16 protein-coding genes and 1 pseudogene are annotated in these 20569 nt (G+C 45.9%); 13 read left to right on the plus strand and 4 right to left on the minus strand.

Going from position 1 to position 20569, the window contains the following annotated elements; genetic code table 11:
- Positions 1–18: 18 nt before the first annotated feature.
- Positions 19–504: a dihydrofolate reductase gene (locus EIM92_RS15605; RefSeq protein ID WP_125083429.1), complete on the plus strand. Its 486-nt coding sequence runs from the start codon at positions 19–21 to the stop codon at positions 502–504.
- A gap of 135 nt (positions 505–639) precedes the next feature.
- Entirely contained in the window at positions 640–2901 is a 2262-nt protein-coding gene (locus EIM92_RS15610; protein WP_125083430.1) for a type IA DNA topoisomerase, read from the plus strand.
- A 105-nt stretch (positions 2902–3006) separates the two neighbouring features.
- Here the strand turns inward: EIM92_RS15610 and EIM92_RS15615 are convergent, their stop codons facing one another.
- The gene (locus EIM92_RS15615; RefSeq protein ID WP_125083431.1) at positions 3007–3765 is read right to left on the minus strand and encodes an HAD family hydrolase; all 759 of its coding nucleotides are present in this window, start codon (positions 3763–3765) and stop codon (positions 3007–3009) included.
- Positions 3766–3800: 35 nt separating this feature from the next.
- Entirely contained in the window at positions 3801–4715 is a 915-nt protein-coding gene (locus EIM92_RS15620; protein WP_125083432.1) for an ArsR/SmtB family transcription factor, read from the minus strand.
- 91 nt (positions 4716–4806) lie between these two features.
- Here EIM92_RS15620 and EIM92_RS15625 point away from each other — a divergent pair, with 91 nt between their 5' ends.
- The 6 genes from EIM92_RS15625 (at position 4807) to EIM92_RS15650 (ending at position 10933) form a co-directional block, all read left to right on the plus strand.
- Positions 4807–6093: an MFS transporter gene (locus tag EIM92_RS15625; RefSeq protein ID WP_125083433.1), complete on the plus strand. Its 1287-nt coding sequence runs from the start codon at positions 4807–4809 to the stop codon at positions 6091–6093.
- Positions 6094–6168: 75 nt separating this feature from the next.
- Positions 6169–6903 (plus strand): phosphonate ABC transporter ATP-binding protein, encoded by a 735-nt coding sequence (locus tag EIM92_RS15630; RefSeq protein ID WP_125083434.1) that lies wholly within the window; start codon positions 6169–6171, stop codon positions 6901–6903.
- An 85-nt stretch (positions 6904–6988) separates the two neighbouring features.
- Positions 6989–8170: a hypothetical protein gene (locus EIM92_RS15635; RefSeq protein ID WP_246021005.1), complete on the plus strand. Its 1182-nt coding sequence runs from the start codon at positions 6989–6991 to the stop codon at positions 8168–8170.
- Between the two features lie 33 nt (positions 8171–8203).
- Positions 8204–8902, plus strand: coding sequence for a response regulator transcription factor (locus EIM92_RS15640; RefSeq protein WP_125083436.1), 699 nt, complete (start codon positions 8204–8206; stop codon positions 8900–8902).
- Positions 8899–10404, plus strand: a complete 1506-nt coding sequence (locus EIM92_RS15645) for a sensor histidine kinase (protein ID WP_125083437.1) — start codon at positions 8899–8901, stop codon at positions 10402–10404. The genes EIM92_RS15640 and EIM92_RS15645 overlap by 4 nt, the downstream gene beginning before the upstream one ends.
- Positions 10397–10933, plus strand: a complete 537-nt coding sequence (locus EIM92_RS15650) for a GNAT family N-acetyltransferase (protein ID WP_164515123.1) — start codon at positions 10397–10399, stop codon at positions 10931–10933. Before EIM92_RS15645 ends, EIM92_RS15650 begins: the two co-directional genes overlap by 8 nt.
- Before the next feature lie 70 nt (positions 10934–11003).
- Here the strand turns inward: EIM92_RS15650 and EIM92_RS15655 are convergent, their stop codons facing one another.
- Entirely contained in the window at positions 11004–12233 is a 1230-nt protein-coding gene (locus EIM92_RS15655) for a glucose-1-phosphate adenylyltransferase (RefSeq protein ID WP_125083439.1), read from the minus strand.
- 189 nt (positions 12234–12422) lie between these two features.
- Between EIM92_RS15655 and glgB the strand changes: the two genes are divergently transcribed.
- Both glgB and glgA read left to right on the plus strand, forming a co-directional pair.
- Positions 12423–14372 carry a 1,4-alpha-glucan branching protein GlgB gene (gene glgB, locus EIM92_RS15660; protein ID WP_246021007.1) on the plus strand — a complete coding sequence of 650 codons (1950 nt, stop codon included), beginning with the start codon at positions 12423–12425 and terminating at the stop codon, positions 14370–14372.
- Positions 14369–15811: a glycogen synthase GlgA gene (glgA, locus tag EIM92_RS15665; RefSeq protein ID WP_125083440.1), complete on the plus strand. Its 1443-nt coding sequence runs from the start codon at positions 14369–14371 to the stop codon at positions 15809–15811. Before glgB ends, glgA begins: the two co-directional genes overlap by 4 nt.
- Positions 15812–15904: 93 nt before the next feature.
- Here the strand turns inward: glgA and EIM92_RS15670 are convergent, their stop codons facing one another.
- Positions 15905–17650, minus strand: a complete 1746-nt coding sequence (locus EIM92_RS15670) for an alpha-glycosidase (RefSeq protein WP_125083441.1) — start codon at positions 17648–17650, stop codon at positions 15905–15907.
- A gap of 466 nt (positions 17651–18116) precedes the next feature.
- Between EIM92_RS15670 and EIM92_RS15675 the strand changes: the two genes are divergently transcribed.
- From EIM92_RS15675 to EIM92_RS15685, 3 genes and pseudogenes are all read left to right on the plus strand, one after another.
- Entirely contained in the window at positions 18117–18923 is an 807-nt protein-coding gene (locus tag EIM92_RS15675) for a transporter substrate-binding domain-containing protein (RefSeq protein WP_125083442.1), read from the plus strand.
- Positions 18924–19142: 219 nt separating this feature from the next.
- Positions 19143–19790, plus strand: a pseudogene (locus EIM92_RS15680) (amino acid ABC transporter permease); the annotation flags it as partial.
- Complete coding sequence (locus tag EIM92_RS15685; protein WP_125083444.1) at positions 19777–20499, plus strand: amino acid ABC transporter ATP-binding protein; 723 nt, start codon at positions 19777–19779, stop codon at positions 20497–20499. The pseudogene EIM92_RS15680 and the gene EIM92_RS15685, both read left to right, overlap by 14 nt.
- Positions 20500–20569: the final 70 nt, after the last annotated feature.

Consider the following 20569-nt stretch of genomic DNA (forward strand, 5'->3'; position numbering starts at 1 on the left):
AGAGAAAGGAAGTACTGTATGGGGATATCGTTAATTTGGGCGATGGATCGGAACGGCTTAGTTGGTAAAGGCAATGATTTGCCCTGGAGATTACCTAACGATATGAATTTCTTTAAACAGCAGACCAAAGGCAAGACGGTCGTTATGGGCCGGAAAACCTGGGAATCTTTAAGAGTCAAGCCGCTGCCCGGGCGTCGCAACATCGTGCTTACCGGTGATCGATCGTACGAAGCAGAAGGGGCTGAAGTGGTACACGCTGTGGAGGAGATCCTAAATATTGCAGGAGACGGGGAACTGATGATTATCGGAGGCGGCAGCGTGTATGGACAGTTTATTCCCTATGCAGATCGTTTGCTGGTTACCCGAATCGATGAAAAATTCGAGGGAGACGTTCATTTTCCTTCATTCGATTGGTCGCAGTTCGCATTGGTCGAAGAGATTCCAGGGCTTCGGGATGAAAAAAATTTATATGATCATCGATTTATGATCTATGAGCGCCGCTAGAATCGAATTAGAGGAGTTTCTACTAACTATGATATAATAGAGTCTGCTTCAGAGCTGCGCAGAGCGCAGCTCTTTGTTTTGCTAATGAATGAAACGATATGAATGCGTAATTGTGAAAGAGAGGCGGCTTAATCGATGAAAACGCTCGTAATCGCAGAGAAACCGGACATGGGTCGAACGATCGCTGCCGTCATCGAACCGAAGGCGAAGAACAACCGATCTTATTTGGAAGGCGAACATTACATTATTACCTGGGCGATCGGTCATTTGCTGGGCCTTGCAGAGCCTGATGCTTACGACGAAAAGTATAAGCGATGGAATTTTGGAGATTTGCCGATACTGCCGAAACAATTCAAAATCGTTCCTAACCCGAAAACGAAAGATCAGCTTAAGACGATCGGCGAGCTGGCCAAACGCTGTGATCGCATTGTGAATGCCTGCGATGCCGGGAGGGAAGGACAGTACATATTTGCGCTGATCCAGCAGCAATTGAAACTGATGCAGCCTGTGAAGCGGCTGTGGATTTCCGATTTGACGGCGGAGAGTATTCAAAAAGGTTTCGACAACCTGTATGAAGAAGCTGAGTTCGAAAATTTGACGCAAGCAGCGAGAGCACGAAGTGAAGCGGATTGGTTGATTGGGATGAATGCGTCGCGCGCGTTTACAACCAAACACCGGACGCTCTTATCTGTTGGTCGGGTACAGACGCCGGTGCTAGCGCTCATTTATGATCGGCAAAAGGAGATCGAGAGCTTTGACTCGCTGACGTATTATGAAATCAAGGCGGAGCTGGAACAGCTTGATCGAAAGTACGTGGGAACTTGGCAAGGGGAGCGCATGACGGATGCCCAAAAGGCGGCGGCCATCGCGGATAAAGTGCGGGGTAAGCAAGGTCGTATTAGTGAATATGAGATCAAGGATACGAAAGAATATCCATTTAAGCTATATGATTTGACGCTGCTGCAGCGGGATGCGAATGCGAAATATGGGTATTCGGCGAAGAAGACACTGGATTTGGCCCAGGCGCTCTATGAACGCCATAAAATTATTTCTTATCCCCGAACGAATTCGAACTACGTTACCGAGCAAAATATTGATGGGATGCATAAAGCGCTGCACATGCTGAAGTCAAGTCCATACCAGCAGTTAGCAGAGAACGCAAATCCTCGGCTGGTTCATGTCAATAACAAATCGGTTTGCAATCCGTCGCGAGTGGAGGATCACCACGCGATTCTTCCAACACTTCGACGAGCTGGAACGCTTAGCAAGGAAGAGCAGAACGTATATGATCTCGTCATTCGCCGTTTTCTCTCGCACTTCTACCCACCGGCGGAATATAAGCAGCATTCGGTTTTGACTGAGGTCGAAGGGGAAGCTTTCAAGACGAATATAAAGGAGCTATTATCTTTAGGTTGGAAGGTATGTCAGCCTGAGGACTCTCGTTCAAGCGGCCGTGGAAAGAAAAAGGCTGAGGAAGAGGAGCAGGAGGAGCTCGTTAACGAACCTTTTCGCATCGAGAAGGATGAACCTGTTCAGTGTCTGGAAGCGGAGGTAAAGGAAAAGGCAACTCAGCCGCCGAAAGCTTATACAGAAGGGACATTGCTGAAAGCGATGGAGAGCGCGGGAAAGCAGCTGGAGAATGAAGAGCTAAGGGACGCGATGAAGGATGCAGGCCTTGGCACGCCGGCAACGCGCGCGGCGACGATTGAGCGGCTGAAGAATGTCGGATATATTACGATGCAGGGCAAGCGCATCACCGTGACGCAAAAAGGAAGAACCGCTATAGAGCTTATTCGCCATGCCGGAGTTGAGTTGCTGACTTCTCCAGAAATGACCGGACAATGGGAGCGCAGATTGTATCAAATTTCGAAGGGCGAGGCGGCTAGAGAGAAGTTCATGGATAACGTTAAGCGTTTCACCCTGTCGATCATCGATAAGGTACGTGTACAGCCGAAGGCCGATGCCTCTTTATTTGAGATGGCCGAGGAGGAGCGGAAGGGCAACCGCAGCAAAAGTGCGCGTAGCAAGACGGCCAGCCAGACAGGCAGACGGAGCCAGAAGGAAACGGCTGCTGCAGCGGGTACGAAGAAGTCTTCTACTGCCTCTTCGCCTGGTTCGATGCAGCCATTGGCGCCTTGTCCGCGGGAAGGCTGCGGCGGTCAGTTGATCGAGGGACGCAAGGGGTATGGCTGCACTCATTATAAACAAGGCTGTGGATTTGTAATATGGAAGGAATACGCTGGGAAAAACATATCGGTGAGCATGTTGTCCTCACTTGTCAATAAAGGGCAGACGCAATTGTTATCCTTCAAACAGCCCGAGGGTGATTTTAAAGCTCGAATTGTATTAGCTGATTCGCTGAGTGGGAAGCTTGAATTGAGCAGAGTTGATGAATAATGACAGGATTTCCGGTTACTCCTGAACAAATAACAAGGTTGCCTGATGAGATGGGCAACCTTGTTGTTATCGTGACAGAAGCATTCCACTGCTTCTTGCGCAGCTCTACTGTATGTTCTTCTGAACAATCATGGCCAGGCTCTCGGCGATAATGCCGGGCACTTGCTCTAGGGAGGATATTGTGTACATGGACGTGTTTGTGTCTTTTTTTAGATCAATAAGATTGTACGACCACTCTTTCGGGTGCTTAATATAAATCGTGTTAATTCCGGCAGTAAGCGCAGGTGCAATGTCAGTGCGCAGGCTGTTACCAATCATCCAAGTGTTATTCCGATCAAACGGGCGCGATTGTAAAATTTCTTCCAACGCTTCAGCATTTTTATGCGTACGGATATATATACGATCTTCAAAATAAGCCGATAGTTTCATGCGATCGATTTTGCGCTGCTGAATGAGATCATCACCACCCGTATATAGATTAAGCTCATGGCCTTGTTCGCTTAATACATTAAGCGTCTCCTCCATGTCGGGATAAGGCTCAACCTCTTGGTCATAAACGCTCATTCCGAGCTGTGCTAAACACTCTTCTTCTGCCAAATTTGTATCTCTGCCGATAACAGAGCAGAAATACCGGTAAGTATCAATGAGCGACTCCACAAAATGACTGCTTACGAAACCAACTTTCTTCACGCCTGCAATATCAATTTCCGTTTGCTTAGCGAGGATTGCTTCGGTCGTGAGACGCTCAGTGTCCAACCATTCCAAAAGCTGGCTTGCGAAACGACTCAATATTTCCTCGAAATATTTATTACAGTGGATCAGCGTATCATCTAAATCAAAAATAATTTGCTGTCGTAAACTCAAAAGAAGTCACTCCTTCGTTGCATCGAGCAGGTAAACTATAACCGGATATAAGATTCCAAGAACATGTGTAATTCGGCCACTCCATCCGGGCGAATGCTGAATTTCTCCGTATCGATATCGACAAGGTGAACGCGAAGTAAGCCGGCTACGCGCAGCCGCATGAGATGATGCATGAGCTTGTCTTCGGATTCATTTAAACTATTCATCATTTCCAACAATGATTTCGGTTCAATTGCCACATAACGAAGCAATCGTAGGCGTTCGGGGTTAGCGAGGGCGCGCGTCAGCCTTAGTAGGCAGATCGGCGGCTCATCTTCGTCCTGCTCCGGTATATCAATTGGATATTGAATGAGTAGGACACGGCTATAGAAGCTGTAAGTGTTGATCGGTCTAAAATGGATGGAGGGAACAAGCACGACTTCTTCAATCGGCAGATCCGGCTCTAACACGATTCCACCAGAGGCATATTCTACAAGCGCCTCGGGATCCATTTTATGAAGCAGCGTAGCCTTTTCGGCAGCATCCTCTTCAAGTAAGGGCTTGTACTGCGGAGCAACATCCGCAAAATACAGATTATTCCATTTACGAAGCAAAGGAATATAGCTATGGCGGATTCGCTGAATTTCATCATTTGTCAAATCGGGGATATAGGATTTAATACTATGATAGAGGACATCAATTGTAGCAAGCTCGAGATCATCAAGGAAGGTGTCGACATTGTGACTGGGGCGTTCGACAGCCAATGCATAGAGCACATCATAATCCGTAAAAGGGAACTGTGCAGCAGCAGCAAAAGCTTGTTTTTCATCCATGTCTAAGCGAGAGCCGATGTCTTCAAGCCATTCTATTCCTACATCTAGATTGTTTACCCATTTACGGGTCGTAAATACTATGAAGCTGCTTATGAGTTCATATATTGGAGAAACGTCAACTTTGACATTGTACGCCATGACAAGAAACCTCCCAGACATCTTTACATCATAACTATTATGGCTTGTTTGCTATGAAATTGTCTACTATAATGTTTATTATTGCAGGCAGCTGTTTGTTAGCTTATTTGCATTATATCTTACAAATGATTGGGAAAGTCGTCATCAGTTGACGATTTTCTTTCTTTTTAGTGAAGGAGCAGACATTATTTCTATGGAGTTTCAACAAAAGCGTTTGATTTCGCCTGTGTTTATTCTCATTATGGTAGTTATCGTCGCTGGCTTGAGCCAAGGACTGCTGCTGCCTGTATTATCGATTTTTATGGAAGAGAGAGGGATTTCCTCCTCGGTAAATGGATTGCATGCGGCTGCGCTATATATCGGTTCTTTCGGCATGTCACTGATTGCGGTCAAAGTACTCAATCGCATCGGCTTCAAGAAATTGATTCTCGGAGGATTGGCGCTTGTCACAATCGCATTTCCGCTATTTCCCTTGATTTCCAGTCTTGAGGTTTGGTTTATCCTTCGATTACTCGTTGGGATCGGGGATAATGCGCTGCATTTTGCCTCCCAGCTTTGGATGCTGCTCATCACGCCCCCGCATCAACGAGGCAAGAATATTTCAATTTACGGCATGTCATATGGGATCGGCTTCAGTATTGGACCGTTAGCCATAAAACTACTGCCATTCGGGCGACTTGTTCCATTTCTCCTGCTCGCTATTCTTTTTGCTTTGGTTGCGCTGCTCGTTTATTTGAAAATGCCAGATACAGTGCCTGACAAAATGAACGAGGAACAGGAGCAAGCGCCCGGCCAACACAAGGTTACCCGAATATATCGTTTGGCTTGGTTTGCGCTTATTCCATCGCTATTGTACGGCTATATGGAAGCGGCCATGAACAGCAACTTTCCGATATATGGGCTCCGTACTGGACTGACTGCAGGACAAATATCGACCTTACTACCGTTCTTCGGGATCGGCGGATTGATTCTCCAATTGCCGCTTGGTTATTTAAGCGATCGGTATGGTCGAAAAATGATTCTCATGATCGCTGGCAGCTTAGGCGGTTTGCTATTTATCATCGTACCTTTAATAGGTAGTCATTATTTCGGATTGATGCTGATTTTCATGGTTACTGGAGGCTTGGTCGGCTCCTTTTTCTCTCTGGGACTGGCTTACGCTGCGGATATTCTCCCACGCCACCTGCTTCCTACGGCTAACGTGATCGCTTCTATTCATTTTAATCTTGGTAGTATTATCGGCCCGAATTTAGGCGGGATAGCCATGCATTTTGGTTCGGCTGGATTATTATTTGTATTTTTAGGGTTGTTTTATTTAGTATTTACAATATCAGGTTTTGTTTTCCGTCCAGATAGAAGAATAAATCAGCAAATATGAAGATGGTGTAATGGATTTTCAGAGCTTTTTCCAATAAACTAAAGGAAGAGAAGCATTGACCAAAGGAGAATTGACATGATTAAGGTGAATAACCTCAAGAAATCGGTAGAAGGTAATACCAAAGAAGTACTGCACGGGATTAGCGCGGAATTTGAAGCCGGCGAAATGATCGGAGTCGTTGGGCCTAGCGGCAGCGGCAAAAGTATACTGCTCCAGTGCCTTGCTCTTCGTGAGAGCTGGAATGATGGGGATTACACCTGGGATGATAAAACAATCATTCGCGGGGGCGGAAAAGGAGCGAGGAAATATCGCTCAAAGTGCGCATACTTGGAACAAAACCCAACATTGAATCCCGAGAAGACAGCATTGAAAAACGTGCTGATCGGACAAGCCGGGCAAACCTCGCTGCTTCGGCGCCTGACAGGCATGGTTCGTTCGGATGATTATATGGGAGCTATGGACGAGCTAGAGAAGTTCGGACTGCTAGACAAAGCGCATCTGAAAGCTGGCAATTTAAGCGGTGGAGAGCGACAGCGCGTCGCTATATGTCGGGCGCTCGTGCACGGCGCGGGTTTTATCGCTGCGGATGAGCCTGTCATAGGTCTTGATCCTCATTCCGCGGATAAGGTGATGGCAACGCTCAAAAATTTATGCACGGAGCAAGGAAAGACAGTCGTCGCTGCTCTGCCGATTGAGCTGGCCGAGCGGTTCTGTACTCGGATTTGGGGCATATATGATGGAGAGCTCAAGCTTGACATCAAGGGAAGACGACTTACGGGAGAAGAGAAGCGGCAAATCGATTTAGCATGAAAAGAGTGATATGATGAACGTAAATAGATGGTTTCCCTTATTGGGAGGCACTTTGCTGCTGATTATGCTTAGCGGATGTAACTTTATGATGGATCCCAAATTGTTAATGAAGACCCCGGAGCTAAGCTCAGATAAGGAGACGCTGAGAAGCGTCATCAATGCGGAACTGAAAGGTGCGGAGATTCGGCCCCGTGACGCTGCAGATATTAGCTCGATTCGCGTCGTCGATCTGAATAAGGACGGCGTGATGGAAGCGGTAGTATTCTACGAGACCCCGTTGGAAAAGGTCAAGGTTCACGGTATGATTTTGGAAAACCAGAATGATACATGGGTGCCAAAGGTCAGGTTCGATGGCGAGGGCCAGGTATTAGAATCGTTTGAGCTTAAGGAGGTAACCGGCAATGGAGAGATTAATATCGTTGCAGGGTTCTCCAGCGGGGATAATCAGACCCAGAAAGGTCTTATCGTATATTCATACACGGGTACCTCGGTCGAGAGAGTTCTTGAACTACCTTATAACTACTTCGTAATAGATGATCTAAACGATGATGGTAAGCTGGATATCACGGTTGTTTCGCTGAAGAAAGACCAGTATACAACTATAACGACGTATCAATATGACCAATCGTTTCAGGAGCTGGACAAACTGCAGCTGGATAATGCGGTTAGCGGTTATTATAACGTCGTGCATGGCAATATTACAGCGGATAAGCGGGGCATTATTCTCGATGCCATTTCGGGTGAACTCTCCGGCTATTCGATTATCGTTGTGATGCAGGACGGGGAGCTTGTGGACCTCATTCCGGATCAGAGCTCTACCCTCAAAGATTATCAAATCATGAGCGGAGATGTGAATGATGACGGCATTCTGGAGATCGGGATGCTTGAAACCCCGAAAGGCTGGGAGTATATCGCCTTTGATGACATTCCATGGTTCTTCTCTTACTACCAGTGGGATCCGAACAAGGGCTTGACGTTCGTCATGCAGCAATATATGGACTTGGCGGGACGGTTCTATTTCAATCTTCCGAAGGAATGGTGGGGCAAAGTTACGATTGATATTAAGTCTATCAAGGATGAGCATATCAAATTCATTGATATTGATACAAATGCCACACTTGCGGAAATTCGTTTCTTTACTTTGGCGGAGTGGGATCTGGTTCAGGAAGATTGGGCGTTATTCGCACGTGACAACGATAAAGTTATCGGGTTCCTCAGTCATACCGATTTGAAAGTGAATAAAGGCGAAAAAGAAATAAAGCGATAATCGCTTTCTGTAAGGAAAGGGAGGAAGGCAAAGTTGAGTAAAGTGTTAATCTTGGAAGATGAAGAATCCATTCGTAGTTTTATCGTGATTAATTTGAAACGAAATGGCTTTGAAGTGATTGAAGCGGCTGATGGCAATGAGGCTTTGGATCGGTATAACAGCATCCCGGATATCGATATTGCTTTACTAGACGTTATGGTTCCGGGAATTGACGGATTTGAAGTGTGTCGTAAAATCAGGGAAACCAATGAACGGATCGGCATTATATTCTTGACGGCCAAAGTACAGGAACAGGATAAGGTTTATGCTTTATCCGTCGGGGCGGATGACCATATCAGCAAGCCGTTCAGTCCGACTGAGCTCATTGCACGTATTCAGTCTCTGCTTAGACGGGTGAATGTGTATCGTGAGAACAGTGCGAAAGTAACCTTTACTTCCGGGCCGTTTACACTCGATCTGATCAGTAAGCAGTTTAAGAAAAATGGACAACTGATCGAGCTCACCCCAACCGAGTTTTCTTTGATTCAGTATTTTTTGGAGAAGGAGAACACGCCGCTGAGTCGTGACCTGTTACTGGATCATGTTTGGGGTAAGGAATATATGGGCGATCCCAAAATTGTTGACGTAAATATTCGCAGACTTCGTCAAAAAATTGAGAACAACCCTTCCGAACCGACCTTCCTGCAAACTGTGTGGGGTCATGGTTATAAGTGGAAGGGCGAGGGTCAATGATCAAAAAAGGGATTGGACGCCAAATCGTCCTGCATTATTTCATTGTAGTATTCGTAACCTTGTTCATGGTAGAGGTCATTTTTGCCTTTGCCTTAAGAACGTATTACTACGAAACGATAGAGAACCACATGTCCAATCATGCTACCCGGACATCGGATTTTTATCAGAAATTTGTAAAGTTATACGCTGAGAGGGACCCGGATTATTTTACAGAGATGCTTCGCACGTTTGAGCTGGATAATACGGAATTGATGATCTTGAATCGCAAGGGCGAGGTCATGGCCAGCAGCACTCAGTTTCAGGCGGAAAAGGCGATCCAGACGAGCGATGTGCCACAGGCGTTAGCAGGTGTAGTTGGCACATGGGTAGGAAGACAGTCTACCGGTGAGTGGGCCATGGCTGTTTCTACTCCGCTGCAAGTCCGAGGGGAGAATCGCTATATCGTTAGGTACGTCACTTCACTGGAAGACGTAAATGCGAAGCTGCTGAACTTGACGCTGCTTTCCGTGGGCGTCGGTACGGCCGTTCTCGCCTTAGTTACCTTGTTCAGCATCGGACTTGCTAATTCAATCGTGAAACCTATTAATAATATCCGAGCCGTGTCTGCCCAAATGGCTAAAGGGAAGTTCGATGCGCGAATCAAAGGCAATTATAAATTTGAGCTGGGTGAACTGGCTTCAACCTTGAATTATATGGCGGAGGAAATCGTTCGGAGTAACCAGATCAAGGATGATTTTATTTCTTCGATTTCTCACGAGCTCCGTACGCCGCTTACGGGCATTAAAGGCTGGAGCGAGACGTTAACTTCCGGTGGCTTTGATCCTGAAGAGACAAAGATTGGGATGCAGATTATTTCCAAAGAGACGGAGCGGTTGATTGGCCTCGTTGAGGAGATGCTCGATTTCTCCAAGCTTCAGCAAAACGAAATGAAGCTGGTCATCGGACGGGTTAATTTGAAGGAGTTGCTGCAAGAAACTATGCTGAACGTCTGGGCTAAAGCCGAGCAGAAGCAAATTCAATTGAAGCTTGACGACCGCACGGAGCGTCCCGTGATCATTATAGGCGACGGAAATCGATTGAAGCAGGTTTTCTTGAACCTGGTGGATAATGCGGTTAAATTCTCGAATGAGAACAGTTGGATCCATCTTATTATTTCCTTAAAGGACAGCAGCACAGCACTTGTTCAGGTGGTAGATAGCGGAATTGGGATTAGTGAAGAGCACCTTGGCAAAGTGAGTGACCGCTTCTTTCAAGTCAATCACAATCGGGGCGGCACAGGATTAGGCCTTGCGATCAGTAAGCAATTGGTTGAGCTGCACAAGGGCGAAATGCAGATTCACAGCGAGCTTGGTGCCGGAACTACTGTAATGGTTACACTGCCTTTGTTGGAAATGGTCGGTGAGACGGATTCTGAGGCGGTTTCTACGGAGAATAAGGTAAGCCCCTCAATGGCGGACGAGAATAAATATAATCGGTATGAAGGGGCACCCGAGGATGAATAATCAATTTATGGATGAGATTCATACACCTTATGGTTCATTTGCAATCGTTTCTGCCATTCCATCGCATAAAGTGATTGTGCGTGAAATGTTGATCGAAGCAGCGGAGTGGATGGCTGGAATCGGAGTGCAACAGTGGATACCGCAGCAATTTACCATAGAAGAAATCAACCGATATTTTGCAGAACGAGAAATTTATCTGCTTATCCGGGAAGAGCAGCCTGTAGGCATGTTCACGCTGCAGACCAGTGATCCTGAATACTGGGGAGCCCTTAACGAAGAGGGATTCAGTTATCTCCATCGTCTAACTGTCCGCTCCTCTTGGCGGGGCAAGCAGCTTGGCAGTGCCATGATCGAGTGGGCTGCCAAACGCACAAAGCAGTTGAACAGAGGGGTACTGCGTCTGGATTGCTGGGATGGCAATGAGAAGCTGAATCGTATGTATGAAAGCATAGGCTTTGTCCGAAAAGGTTCAGGAGAGAAGCAGGGAAGAGGATATAACTTATACGAAATGAACATAACTACACAATAATTTTAAGGAGCGGATCATGATGATCCGCTCTTTGTTATATACATAATAATATGGAATTTGGACAAGGCTTCTAAGATGATAATCCTTCCGCACGAAGACGAGGCGTGCTGTCGTATACTTCCTTGAGTATGCGGGAAGGCTGGGTACGGACGGCAGGTTTTGCCAGCACCGTCTCATTTGGGCCGATCACGAGGATTTCGTTGGCTGTCCCTTTGATAATTGCTCCATCTTTGATGATGGCTCCTTCGCCAATGATCGCCCGCTCGATGATAACGTTTCGGCCTATTTCTACGTTTGGCATCACAATACTGTCTTTGATTATTGTATAACGACCAATGACGGATCCGCCAAAAATAACGGAGTGCTCAGCGCAGCCTTCTACCGTGCAGCAATCATGCACCATGGATAATTTGACCTCGGCATGTCGTGCCTTGACGGAGTTCAGCTTCGTCCGTATTTCACGGGTGTACATAGGCCATTTATCGTCTAATAATGCCCATTCGCTGTTCCCGTTCAGAAGATCCATGTGCGCGTCCCATAAACTTTGTACGGTACCGACGTCGCGCCAGTAGCCTTGAAACTTGTAAGCATGCAGCGGATTGTAGCCCGCAAGCATCTTGGGAATGATGTCTTTGCCAAAATCATGACTGGAATGGGGATCGCCCGCATCTTCAATTAAATGTTGCTTAAGAAAATCCCATTTGAACAAGTAGATCCCCATAGAAGCCAAATTGCTTGCTGGTCGCTCCGGCTTCTCAGCAAATTCAATGATCCGATGTTGTTCGTCAATGGACATGACACCAAAGCGGTGTGCTTCCTCCCAAGGGACCGGCATCACGGAAATGGTGGCCGTCGCCCCCTGGCTCATATGGGAATTTAACATCTCGCGGTAATCCATATGATAAATATGGTCACCGGACAAAATAAGGACATTGTCAGGAGAAAACCGATCTACATACTCGATGTTTTTATAGATGGCATCGGCGGTACCCACATATTCCTCATTTCCCGTATGGCCTGTGCCATAAGAAGGAAGCAAAGCAATTCCGCCGTTCTCTGTTCGGGGTAAACCCCAGGCTTCACCATCTCCGATATGCTGATGGAGTGATTCTGCTTCGTATTGTGTCAGAACACCGATCGTATCGATTCCTGAATTTACGCAATTGCTGAGAGGAAAATCGATAATACGGTATTTGCTACCAAATGGCACTGCCGGCTTTGCCTGTTTGGACGTGAGAGGAGATAATCTCCGGCCTTCCCCTCCGGCCAACAGCATGGCAATGCAATTCTTTTTGTTCATGTCGTTTTCCCTCCCTGTGGATTTTCAATGTAGTACTAACATAAACGAGATATGCAGCCCTTGAAACGATATGAAGAAAAAATGGATGACAAGTTTCATTTTATTTTTCAAAGCTAAAAATCGGTATTCAATGTTGAAATAAATGGGTAATTGTGTTGATGGAACTTTATAAAAAAAGCAGGTGATTTATTGTTATCATCAGAACAGTCGTCCAAACAGATTATTTCTGAAAACGATATTTACTTGTTTCATGAAGGTACACTCTATCGCAGTTATTACACGTTCGGTGCCCAACTGAAGGTTGAGGATGGCCGAGCGGGTGTCAGATTTACCGTATGGGCGCCTAATGCGTTGCGTGTTGGTGTAGCGTCTGATTGGAATCAATGGAGTGGTCAAAACGATTTATTATATAAGATACCCGAATCGGGAATTTGGACTCGCTTTTTCCCAGGAGTTGACGAAGGAACTTTTTACAAGTACGAAATTACAGCTCCAAATGGGGACATATTTCTCAAGGCCGACCCCTATGCTTTTCATGCAGAACTGCGACCTGCTACTGCTTCAGTTGTTAAGTCGCTGTCCGGTTATTCATGGAATGATGGCCACTGGAGAAGAAGGAATAGAGTGCCCTTTCGGAGGCCTTTGAACATTTATGAGATCCATTTCGGCACCTGGAAGCAAAAAAAGGATGGCAGTTTTTTCACCTATCGGGAAATGGCCGATGAATTGATCCCTTATGTTGTTAAAATGGGTTATACCCATATCGAGATTATGCCGCTGGCCGAGCATCCTTATGATTTATCATGGGGTTATCAAGCTACCGGTTATTATGCTCCGACGAGCAGATATGGCGAGCCTGCGGATTTAATGTATTTTGTGGACTGTTGTCATCAGGCAGGTATCGGCGTTTTGCTTGACTGGGTACCTGGTCATTTCACAAAGGATGCGCATGGCCTGCGTATGTTCGATGGAACGCCTTTGTTTGAATACGCTGATCCACTGCTGGCTGAGAAGCCGGGCTGGGGTACGCTTAGCTTTGATTTTTCCAAGCCGGAAGTGCGTTCTTTTCTAATATCTAATGCCTTATATTGGATGGATGTTTTTCATTTTGACGGGCTCCGTGTGGATGCGGTCACAAGTATGATCCGTCTGGATTTTGAGAAGAAATCTGGCGAGTATCGGCTAAATGATCAAGGCGGCATCGAAAATTTCGATGCAATTCGATTCCTCCAACAGCTTAATCACACGGTATTCCGATACTACCCGCATGCCTTGATGATGGCTGAGGAATCGAGTGCCTGGCCTCTCGTAACGGCTCCTATAACGGACAGCGGTTTAGGATTTAATTATAAATGGAATATGGGTTGGATGAACGATACGCTGGAATACATCGAGAAACCATTCTGGGAACGGCCGAATCATCATAATTTACTGACCTTTCCCATATGCTACGCTTATTCTGAGAATTTCATACTGCCTTTTTCACATGATGAAGTAGTGCATGGCAAGAAATCATTGCTTGACAAAAATCCTGGAGAATATGAGGAGAAATTCGCGGGTCTGCGACTGTTGCTTGGTTATCAACTTACTTCTCCGGGAAAGAAGCTGCAATTTATGGGCGGAGAATTTGGACAATTCATTGAATGGAAGGATCAAGATCAGTTGGATTGGTTTCTCCTGAAATATGATTCCCATAGGCAAATGCTCGGGTATACAGCGGCGCTGAATAAGTTGTATTTACAAGAGCGAGCGCTGTGGGAGTTGGATCATAGTTATGAAGGATATCAGTGGATTAACCCACATGATGCAGAGCAAAGCGTGATTTGCTATTTGCGAAAAGGCAAGAAAGCCGGAGATACGCTTCTAGTTATCATTAATTTTCAGGCTGTCTGGCGATCGGAGTATCGCGTAGGCGTTCCAAAGCCTGGGGAATACCAGCTTATATTCAACAGTGACGACGCGGCTTTTGGCGGAAATGGAGTGATCCAGGAACAAACTTTAGCTTCCGTAAAGATACCTTGGCATGAGCAGTCACACAGTCTTGTCATGGACATGGCTCCGCTCAGTATGACGATTTGGAAGAAGACGGTGAAGCGACAAGCTGCTTCGACGAAGATGAAAAGGAGGACGAGAGAATGAAAGTGCTGTTTGCTGCGGCGGAAGTAGCACCGTTCATCAAAACAGGCGGTCTGGCCGATGTCATAGGAGCACTGCCTAAAGCATTGCGTCAGGCGGGGCACGATGTTCGGGTCGTGTTGCCGAAGTACCGGGATATGTCCGCTGCATACAGTGACCTCCTTAAGCACTGGGGGGCGGTTGAAGTTCCCGTCGGCTGGCGTCGACAATATGGTGGCATTGAACACTTACTGTGGGAGGAGATCCCGGTTTATTTTATCGATAATGAATATTACTTTGGTAGAGACGGGGTATATGGCCATTGGGACGACGGGGAAAGATTTGCGTTCCTAAACCGGGCCGTGTTGGAAATATTGCCAGCCATTGAATTCGCGCCGGACATTCTGCATTGTCATGATTGGCATACCGCCATGATTCCGCTGCTGCTGAAGGAGCATTTCAGCCATGATCCTTACTACGCTGGCATTCGTACCGTATTCACCATACACAATTTGTTGTATCAAGGATTGTTTCCCTCTGAAGTGCTTGGTGACCTGTTGAGTTTGCCGCACACTTATTATACGCCGGATGCTGTTGAATATAACGGTGCTGTAAGTTTTATGAAAGCAGGCTTGGTGTTTTCAAACCATGTTACAACAGTAAGCCCGACCTATGCGGAAGAGATCAAGACCCCGTATTATGGATATGGAATGGATGGTCTGCTTCGGTCTCTTGGTGATCGGTTATCCGGTATTGTTAACGGTGTGGACACGGATTTGTATAACCCTGCGACCGACAAAGCGCTTGTGGTTACTTATAAATCAAGCAGATTAAAAAAACAGGAGAACAAGATTGCCTTGCAAGAGGAACTAGGCTTGCCGATTTCATCAAGCATCCCTCTCGTGGCTATGGTGACGCGCTTAGTTGAACCGAAAGGGCTTGACCTAGTTATACGCATTCTTGATGAGTGGCTGCAGAGTGACGAGGTTCAATTCGTTATCCTCGGCACAGGCGACCGCGCATACGAAGACTGGTTTAGAGAAGCGGTGTATCGTCATCCCGAGAAGCTGTCCGCACAAATCAAGTTCAGTGATGCGCTGTCAAGACGAATCTATGCAGGCAGTGACTTGTTTCTGATGCCGTCTAAATTCGAGCCTTGCGGGATTAGCCAGCTTTTGGCGCTACGGTATGGCAGTATTCCTGTCGTCAGGGAAACAGGAGGTTTGAACGATACCGTGAAATCTTACAATGAGAAGACAGGCGAGGGGAATGGCTTCACATTTACCAACTTCAATGCGCATGATTTATTACATACGCTGCGTCGAGGGATAAAGTATTATCATCAGCCAGAGCATTGGAAACAACTGATGCGTAATGCTTTTGCCGGAGATTATAGCTGGGGGGCTTCCGCTAAACGGTATATTGATATTTACGAGCGGTTAGACGCACAAACTTCATCATGATTTGAGAATAGGGGCAAATATAGTTTATATACCCCCGATTCATCCACTTCATTAGGGTGTATCGGGGGTATATATTGTTGATCTGCTTATGAGCTATTTTATCTTGCGAAATAATATGCGATAACCGTAAGAGTCTAAGCTAATATTCATGGTTCCTTTATCTGGCATGACACGCTCACCTGTCAGAGCGTCACACCAATCATTCGTATTCATAGGATGTGATAGCGTGCGCTTCTTCTCCGTATTGTTCATCCAAATGGTAAAATGGCCCTTTTCGTCTATTCGCTCGTATATGATGCACGGATCATGGCTGTCTGCATGCAAAAAGCGGAACCGTCCTTCACGTAAAGCGTTGTGTTTCTTACGCAGAGCAATCATCAATTTATAAAAATCATACAGCTCACGATCTTGTTTATCCGGATCCCAGATCATGCATTTCCGGCAATCCGGGTCTCCGTTTCCGGATAAACCGACTTCATCTCCATAGAAAATACAAGGTGTGCCGATATACGTAAATAGAAATACCACACAAAGCTTCAATTTGCGCTTATCGTTGCCAACGCTGGTGAGCAGCCTTGGCGTATCATGACTGCACAGCATGTTGAAGATAACTTCGTTGGTTTGCTGGGGATATCGCATAATCAGAGCGCCCATATCATTAGAGAAGCTATAGCCGTCTATACCGCCATTGAAGAAAGTAAGCACCTTATCCGCAAAGGGATAATTCATCACGGAATCGAACTGATCGCCAAGCAGCCAATTCAAGGAATCGCTCCATACCTCGCCGATAATATAGGCTTCTGGGTTCGCTTTTTTTACAATTTGTCGGAAATCGCGCCAGAAGTGATGATCCACTTCATTGGCAACATCCAGGCGCCATCCGTCAAGATTAATTTCTTTGATCCAGTATTCGGCGACACCTAGTAGATACGCCTTCACATCGGGATTTGCGGTGTTGAATTTGGGCATATTGCCAAAAAAACCAAAAGTGTCGTATGTGGGTACGCCGTTTTTGATTGATGCTGGAAATTCGTTGATATGAAACCAATCGATATATTTCGAATTTTGACCATACTTTAGTACATCCTGAAATGGAGGAAACAGCTCGCTACAATGATTAAACACAGCATCGAGGACAACACGTATTCCTCTTTCGTGACAGGCGTTAACAAGCTGCTTTAAGAGATCGTTATCCCCAAACTGAGGGTCGACGTTCTTATAATCGACCGTATCGTATTTATGATTGGAAGGGGAGGTGAAGAGCGGTGTGAAATAGATCGCGTTAATTCCAAGGTCAGATAAATCGTCGAGATGATCGAGGATTCCCTGAAGATCGCCCCCGAAATAATTATCGGATTTTGGAATGCCGCCCCAGGGCTCGGTATGCTCGGGATCATTGGAGGGATCGCCGTTGGCGAAACGCTCGGGCATGATTTGATAAAACACAGCCTGTTTAGCCCATTCAGGCACTTTGAACACATCGATTTCATGAATGTAGGGGAACTCGTATAATTCTCCTGGCGGCGTGGGAGGATCATATCCGATTCCACTGTCCTGCATATACACGGTTTCACTACCAGCCATCAATTTAAAGGCATAGGAGAGCCGCTTGTACTTAGGTTTTACGGCAAGCTCCCAGTAATCGAACATTGCGTCATGGGCTGCTTTTTCCATTGCAAGTTCTTGATAAGTCGCTTGCCAGTCATACTTATCCCCGGTCATGGCAAATACTTGCTCTACGTCATCCCGTTTGGTGCGCACACGCAGATGAATGGTCGATGGATTATAAGCATATGCCCACTTATCTCGAGGCACGTGGTATAAAGCTTCAAGTAGCATGTGCCCGCCTCCTTTAACATCGTACTACAGCTATTTAATAACCCATTGTTCCTTGTTATGAACCATTATTCCCTGAATAAGCTTCGGGCATGAGTTAATGCGTCAAGTTTAAGAAACCAGAATAATGATTAGCGAAGGTAAGGCTTTAATGAAATGTATCACAGCGTCAATGAATAAATGGACTGATTTATACAATACATTAATGAATAAAGTAAAGAAGAACATAAGAGTATTCCTAGTTTGTTGCGAGGGAGAATGGATTTTTTTGTCAAGTGTTATATAGAAGTAATAGTATAATACTAAACTGTTGGTGTAGTAAAATTGACCAGGGTATAATACCCCCGTAAAGGGCTATGGGAAATATGTCGAAAATTTCTTTTGCATATATATGCATTATGATCTATAATTAGCCCAGTGAATTCGTAAGATGTTGATTTACTTTTATAACAATCGAGGAGAGAGACAGATGAAAAAACGGGGTATATTATTAATGGCAGTGCTGCTGTTAACTACTGTATTGGCAGCTTGTGGCCAGGATAAGGCAGCAAAGAATAGTTCGCAAGGTGCGGGAACGGAGGAGACCAAAAAGCTAATTCTCGGATTGAGCGCTGATTTCCCGCCTTATGAGTTTCATATCAAAAACGAAAACGGCGAAGATGAGATCGTTGGCTTCGACGTAGAAATCGCCAAAGAGATTGCAAAGGATATGGGTGCGGAGTTGGAAATCAAGGATATGGTTTTCTCTTCCTTATTGAATGAGCTTGGAAGCGGTCGTGTGGATATCGTTATCTCTGGACTGAGCCCATCTCCTGACCGTGCTGAATCCATCGAGATGTCGCAAATTTATTATAATGCCAAGCAGGCTGTCGTTGCTCGTGAAGCCGACAAGGATAAATACGCAACACTTGAATCGCTGGAAGGCTTAAAGATCGGCGTACAGAAGAGCTCCATTCAGGAGGATATTGCTAAAGAAATTCCCGGCGCGAAACTGACCTCCCTGGCTAAAATTTCCGATATCATTATGCAGCTGAATTCTGGTCGCGTAGATGTTGCAATTATTGAAGGGCCTGTAGCTGAGTCGTTCGTGAAAAACGTTGAGGGAATCGCCATTACAGACGCTGTGCCTGTAACCGAGGATGAAGGTTATGTGGTAGGAATTAAAAAAGGAAACATAGAGCTGCTTGACCAAGTAAATACCACCTTGGATCGTCTAATCCAGGATGGCAGCATTGAGAAATTCGTAAAAGAAGCTAGTGAACTGTCCATTCGATAATTGAAAGGAAGCTTCTTCACGGAAAAGACAAGATAAGCAGAAAATAGCGGAGAAATTTCGCTATTTTTCTGTTTTTTCGTAAAACCGCCGACATCAGGCTGACTTGTCTTTTAAAATGATAAGGAAGAGTCGGTTTCGGAGCCTCTGCTTCCTATATTCACGTTTTTCGATCATTGGAGGAATGATAGGCTTATGGATTTTTTTGTTGATTTCGGAACGATGTTTTGGGATTATCGCAGTTACTTTTTGACCGGTCTGCAATATACACTGTGGCTGGCGGCGCTCGGGGTATTCTTCGGATTTATTCTTGGTATGTTCATCGCATTGATTCGTATGGCGCCTTGGGGGATCGTCCGCTTTATCGGACACGCCTGGGTAGAATTTCTACGAGGCACTCCAATGCTTGTTCAGCTAATGATTATTCACTATGGCTTAGCGTACATGTTCGATATTAATTTTGATCCCATTCAATCCGGGGCAATTACGCTGTCGATCAATAGCTCCGCTTATTTAGCAGAAATCTTCCGGGCGGGCATTCAAGGTGTGGACCGCGGGCAGAGCGAAGCCGCTCGATCTCTCGGAATGACGAAGGGGCAGACGATGCGCTTCATTGTTATTCCGCAGGCCATCAAAAATGTGCTCCCTGCGATCGGGAATGAATTCGTAGTAATCGTTAAGGAATCCTCGATTGTTTCTTTTATCGGAGTGACCGAAATTATGTTTCAGGCAGGCGCGGTACAAGGGATTACGTATAATGGTATGCTTCCATATCTGATCGTCGCCGTAATGTATTTCATCGTTACATTTACACTTTCCCGAATTTTGGGGCGGTTCGAAAGGAGATTGCAGGCTAGTGATAACCGTTAAGGATTTGCATAAAAAATTCGGTCAATTGCATATTTTGAAAGGCATTGATCTGGAAATTAAACGCGGCGAGGTTGTCGTCGTCATTGGACCGAGCGGGTCGGGTAAAAGTACATTTCTTCGCTGTTTGAACCGGCTTGAAGAGCCGACCAGCGGCGAAATTATTTTTGAGGGCGAGCTTATTACAGAGAAACGCCACAATATCAACAAGACCCGTGAAAAGATGGGGATGGTGTTCCAACATTTTAATTTGTTCCCTCATAAGACGGTATTGGACAACATTTTAATGGCTCCGATGAAGGTCAAGAAACAGAACAAGACTGAGGCTCAGGCCAAAGCGCTAGAGCTGCTGCGAAAGGTGGGCTTGGAAGACAAGAGTGCTGCTTATCCATCCCAACTGTCGGGCGGTCAGAAGCAGCGTATTGCGATAGCCCGTGCCTTAGCGATGGAGCCTCATGTGATGCTGTTTGATGAACCGACGTCAGCTTTAGATCCCGAGATGGTGGGGGAGGTACTTGAAGTCATGAAGGGATTGGCCTTAGGCGGAATGACGATGGTCATCGTCACTCACGAAATGGGTTTTGCCCGAGAGGTAGGCGATCGTATTCTGTTTATGGATCAGGGTGTCGTCATCGAGCACGGCACCCCGCAGCAGGTGTTCGGTTCGCCTCGCAACCAGCGAACGCAAGATTTCTTAAGTAAAGTGCTATAAATAATAAAGCGAGTGTACGAGCATGACCGAGGGTCGTGCTTTTTTTGCTGTGGAGGAAATTATTTAATTT

This window comes from Paenibacillus lentus (assembly GCF_003931855.1).
In the GTDB taxonomy this organism is placed as follows: domain Bacteria; phylum Bacillota; class Bacilli; order Paenibacillales; family Paenibacillaceae; genus Fontibacillus; species Fontibacillus lentus.

What these genes read in the sequence shown, in the direction of transcription:
- EIM92_RS15620 (WP_125083432.1), bottom strand. Translation starts at nt 4,715, where the DNA reads ATGGCGTACAATGTCAAAGTTGACGTTTCTCCAATATATGAACTCATA.
- EIM92_RS15605 (WP_125083429.1), top strand. Translation starts at nt 19, where the DNA reads ATGGGGATATCGTTAATTTGGGCGATGGATCGGAACGGCTTAGTTGGT.
- EIM92_RS15610 (WP_125083430.1), top strand. Translation starts at nt 640, where the DNA reads ATGAAAACGCTCGTAATCGCAGAGAAACCGGACATGGGTCGAACGATC.
- EIM92_RS15645 (WP_125083437.1), top strand. Translation starts at nt 8,899, where the DNA reads ATGATCAAAAAAGGGATTGGACGCCAAATCGTCCTGCATTATTTCATT.
- EIM92_RS15630 (WP_125083434.1), top strand. Translation starts at nt 6,169, where the DNA reads ATGATTAAGGTGAATAACCTCAAGAAATCGGTAGAAGGTAATACCAAA.
- EIM92_RS15655 (WP_125083439.1), bottom strand. Translation starts at nt 12,233, where the DNA reads ATGAACAAAAAGAATTGCATTGCCATGCTGTTGGCCGGAGGGGAAGGC.
- EIM92_RS15675 (WP_125083442.1), top strand. Translation starts at nt 18,117, where the DNA reads ATGAAAAAACGGGGTATATTATTAATGGCAGTGCTGCTGTTAACTACT.
- glgA (WP_125083440.1), top strand. Translation starts at nt 14,369, where the DNA reads ATGAAAGTGCTGTTTGCTGCGGCGGAAGTAGCACCGTTCATCAAAACA.
- EIM92_RS15635 (WP_246021005.1), top strand. Translation starts at nt 6,989, where the DNA reads ATGATGGATCCCAAATTGTTAATGAAGACCCCGGAGCTAAGCTCAGAT.
- EIM92_RS15670 (WP_125083441.1), bottom strand. Translation starts at nt 17,650, where the DNA reads ATGCTACTTGAAGCTTTATACCACGTGCCTCGAGATAAGTGGGCATAT.
- EIM92_RS15650 (WP_164515123.1), top strand. Translation starts at nt 10,397, where the DNA reads ATGAATAATCAATTTATGGATGAGATTCATACACCTTATGGTTCATTT.